This window comes from Streptomyces colwelliae, assembly GCF_048158785.1.
GTDB lineage: Bacteria > Actinomycetota > Actinomycetes > Streptomycetales > Streptomycetaceae > Streptomyces.
Window position 1 is genome coordinate 1 of record NZ_JBLTJC010000616.1, and the last position, 3,928, is coordinate 3,928.

Below are 3,928 nucleotides of genomic sequence, written 5' to 3' on the forward strand. Positions count from 1 at the left end.
CACCGGTCCCCCACTCAAGGCCGGTGAAGGTGTTCACGCCGAAGTGCAGGAACGCCGTCCGCTCCAGTTCCTGCCAGGCCACCTGCCGTGCGGTGGGCCGGACTTGGGAGGCCTTGCGGACCAGGTCGGCCTCGGTGTCGTCGGGGCTGACGGGGATGCGGGAACGGGAGCCGGACGGGGTCGGGGTCGCCGCGAGGGCGGATGCCGTGGCCGTGCCGGTCGCGGCGAGCGCGGTGGCCGAGAGGACGAAAAGACGTCTGGAGAGGGCCATGGGGTGGGACTCCTCTGGTCGATCAGTGGGCGGTCAAGTGCCAGGTGGCAGGCAGGTGTTGATCCGGCGGGTACTGCACGAGCCGGCCGTCGTCCGCGACGCTCAGCGCCATCTGCGTGATCGCGTTCACGAGCCGGTAGCCGCCCGCCGCGGGCGCCAACTCCCAGCGCTGCATGGTGTTCGTGGCGTCGCAGGGCTGCGGGGTCGCCGAAACCCCGGGCTGGAGCGGCACGTTGAGGGTGAGCTTGCCGCCCTGTATCTCCAGGCAGCCGTCGGCGGTCCGCACCGTCGCATAGCCGTCCGGCGTGCGCCGCACCTCGGCGTCGAAGGTGGCGGAAGCGGAAGTGGTGGTGGAAGCGGTCGTCGCGCCCGCCGTCCGGAAGGTGTACGTCCCGTCCGCCACCGGTACCCGTGTCAGGTCCCGCCACCCGGGCGCATGCCCGACTGCCGTGCCCCGCGCGGTGAATGCGGCGTACGTTGCGTCGGGGTGCGGGTCGCCCCAGGTCGCCTGGGCGAGGTGCCGTAGCGCGGGCTCGGTGTCGGCGGCGACCTCGTTCTCGGTCTCACCGCGTCCGTTGTCGGGCCAGAGGCTGATCTTCGCGCCGGTGATGCCGTCGCTGGAGGTGAGCTTCTCGCCCTCGAAGCTGCGCGGGTCCCAGTTCTGGTCGTACAGGGCCTCGGTGTCGCTGTGGAAGCCGCCGCGGACGAGGTAGAGGGAGTAGGCCGCGTTCATCAACGGATAGCCCTGGGCGATGAGTTGGCTCGGTTTCTCCGTGACGTTCAGCCAGTGCTCGACCGTCGTACCGGCGGCCACCGGCACGGTGTTGGCTCCGGTGAGTCCGTCGTTCCAGATGCGCAGCTTCTTGCCCTTGCTCGCGGCGTAGGCCTGGACGCGGTTGATGAAGTCGATGTAGGCGTCCTCCGGGGTGGCGTTCGCGCCGTACTTCTCCTGGGCGTAGCGCAGCATCTGCGGGTACTTGGAGTAGTCGGAGCCGAGCATGTACTCGTCGGCGCCCATGTGCCAGGACGTCGCGGTGAAGACCTGCGCGTACTCGTCCATGAGGCTGGTGTAGTAGTCGAACGCGGCCTGTTGGGTGACGTCGAGCCGGGCGGGCTGCTTGTTGCCGTCGCTGTCGGTGAGCTGGAGATCGGGGCGGTTCTCTATCCATGGGTCCATGTGGCCAGGGGAGTTGATCTCGGGGATGATCTCGACGTGGTACTTGTCGCCGAGTGCGACGAGGTGGCGCATCTCGTCCTTGGTGTAGTAGCCCCACGTGTCGGCCTCGGGGTGCACGTCGCTCTTCACCTTGAGTTCGAGGAGCAGTTGGTTGAGCTTGTGGTACGCCATCTCGCGCACCAGGTTCTCCAGCCAGGGCAGGGAGATGTGGACGTAGCAGGCGCAGACGCCGACCCCGCGTTCCTTGTAGCGCGGTACGTCGACCGTGCGTCCGGCGGGGATGTGGTCGCCCTGGGCGAGCAGTTGGAGGAGGGTCCGGGTGCCGTAGAAGGCGCCGGTCTCGGTCGCGCCGGTCACCGACAGCCGTTTGCCCGCCTGGAGTTCATAGCCTTCCGCGCCCAACGAGCCCTTGGCCGGCCGGACTTCGATCACGATGTCACCGGGCCGGGCGGCACCGCCCCGTACGACGGGGACCGTTCCGTGACCGGCCGCCTTGAGGTCGTCGGCGAGCGTGTCGGCGACCTCGCGTTCGCTCTCGCTGTCGGCCACGAGCCGTGTCCCGGCCCCGAAGTCGTAACTCCCGGGTTGGGGCGTCCAGTTGGAGAGCGCGGGCACGGTCACCGGCACCGCCCGCTCCTGCTGGACCGCGAACGCCGGCGCGGGTGCCGCGAGCAGTGCGAACACCGCCGCGAAGCCGATGAACCGGAACCGTCTCTTCCTGCGCTCAGCCATGCCACTCCACCGGTCGCGATTGATCGGACGACTGATAATTGGACTGCGCTCAGGGGCTGTCAATGGGCGGCGGGAGCAGTCAAGTTGGGCCATTGATCGGATGACCAGCAGCTCAGCCGGCGCCCACCCGGTACCGGCCCACGAAAAGTCCAAGAAGACGGGACCGAATGTCCAAGACCGGCCACGCCCGGCCGTCCAGGACTCGCCACCCCTCGACGCACCGCCCCGGCCGAGGCACAGTTCTCCCTACATACTCGCGAGTAGTGAGAAGGAGCGCGCCCGTGACCAGCTGGGTCGGCCGTACCGCCGTCGAGATCGCCGCCGCCGTACGCGAGAAGCGGGTCACGCCCCGCGAGGTGGTGGCCGAGCATCTCGCCCGGATCGAGCGGCTGGACGGGCGGATCGGGGCGTCCCGGGTGGTGCGGGCCCAGGCCGCGCTCACGGAGGCCGACGAGGTGGCCGCACGGGCCGATCTGGCCGAACTCCCCCTGGCGGGCGTGCCGGTGGCCGTGAAGGACAACCTCGCGGTGACCGGCGAGTCCAACCGGGTCGGCTCCGCCGCGACCCCGGACACGCCCGCCGACCACGACCATGTCACCGTGGCCCGGCTGCGGGCGGCGGGTGCGGTGGTCGTCGCACTGACGAACGTGCCCGAGCTGTGCGTCTTCGGTACCACCGAGGGCGTCCACGGCACCGCCCGCAACCCGTGGGACACCACCCGCACGGCGGGCGGTTCCTCGGGCGGCAGCGCGGCCGCGGTCGCCGCCGGCCTGGTGCCGATCGCCCTCGGCAACGACGGCATGGGCTCGCTGCGCATCCCGGCGGCCAACTGCGGTCTGGTCACCATCAAGCCGGGGTTCGGGGTCGTCCCGGCCGGCATCGGCGACGGCGACTGGTTCGGAATGTCCGAGAACGGACCCCTCGCGACGACCGTCGAGGACGCCCGGCTGATGTTTTCGGTCATCGCGGACATCGAGGTCGTACGCCCGGACGGGCCCACCCCCCGGAAAATCGCCGTCTCCGTGCGCAGCCCGCTCGCCGGAGTCGCCATCAGCAAGCCGTATACGACCGCCGTGCGGGAGGCGACCGGGCTGCTGAACCGGGCAGGTCACACCGTGCACCGTGCTGATCCGCCGTACCCGCTCTCCCTGAGCACGACCTCGCTCGCGCACTGGACGGCCGGCACCTCGGTGGACGCGGCGGGGCTCGACCCGCGGAAACTGACGCGGCGGACCCGGGTGCACGCGGCGATCGGGCGCCGGTTCGTGAAGAGCGTCCGTACCGGCAAGGCCCGGGAGCAGCTGCGGGAGCGCCTCACGCCGTTCTTCGCCGAGCACGACATCCTGCTGACGGCGGCGCTCGCCCGCCGCTCGCCCAAGGCCGGGCCGTGGCACGAGCGGGGCTGGCTGCGCAATGTGCTCGCGAACACCAACTACTCCCCGATGACGCCCCCTTGGAACCTCACCGGCTGGCCCGCCATGTCGGTCCCGTTCGGCACCCTGCCCTCGGGCGCGCCCTGCGCCGTACAGCTGGTGGGGCGGCCGGGTTCGGAGGCTGCGCTGCTGGCGCTCGCGGAGGAGCTGGAGAAGCTGCGCCCGTGGGTACGGACGGCGCCGCTCGACTAAGAACCCCTAACGGAATGATCTTCAAGATGGTTGGGTCACTCCAGGACAGACGATCTGGGGGTGCTGGATGGCACGGCCGAAGCCATGGGAAGTCGACGACGAGCTGTGGACGGTGGTCGAGCC

2 protein-coding genes and 1 pseudogene are annotated in these 3,928 nt (G+C 70.3%); 1 reads left to right on the plus strand and 2 read right to left on the minus strand.

Annotation, left to right across the window (positions count from 1 at the left end; translation table 11 throughout):
- Window positions 1-271, minus strand: a pseudogene (locus ACNFOC_RS52010) (alpha-L-fucosidase); the annotation flags it as partial.
- A gap of 22 nt (window positions 272-293) precedes the next feature.
- Window positions 294-2,180 (minus strand): glycoside hydrolase family 20 protein, encoded by a 1,887-nt coding sequence (locus tag ACNFOC_RS52015; RefSeq protein WP_416965965.1) that lies wholly within the window; start codon window positions 2,178-2,180, stop codon window positions 294-296.
- Between the two features lie 281 nt (window positions 2,181-2,461).
- Between ACNFOC_RS52015 and ACNFOC_RS52020 the strand changes: the two genes are divergently transcribed.
- Window positions 2,462-3,805, plus strand: coding sequence for an amidase (locus tag ACNFOC_RS52020; RefSeq protein WP_416965966.1), 1,344 nt, complete (start codon window positions 2,462-2,464; stop codon window positions 3,803-3,805).
- The last annotated feature ends 123 nt before the right edge of the window (window positions 3,806-3,928 follow it).

Bases quoted from the DNA above. Each gene is read 5' to 3' on its own strand.
- ACNFOC_RS52015 (WP_416965965.1), bottom strand. From the start codon at position 2,180: ATGGCTGAGCGCAGGAAGAGACGGTTCCGGTTCATCGGCTTCGCGGCG.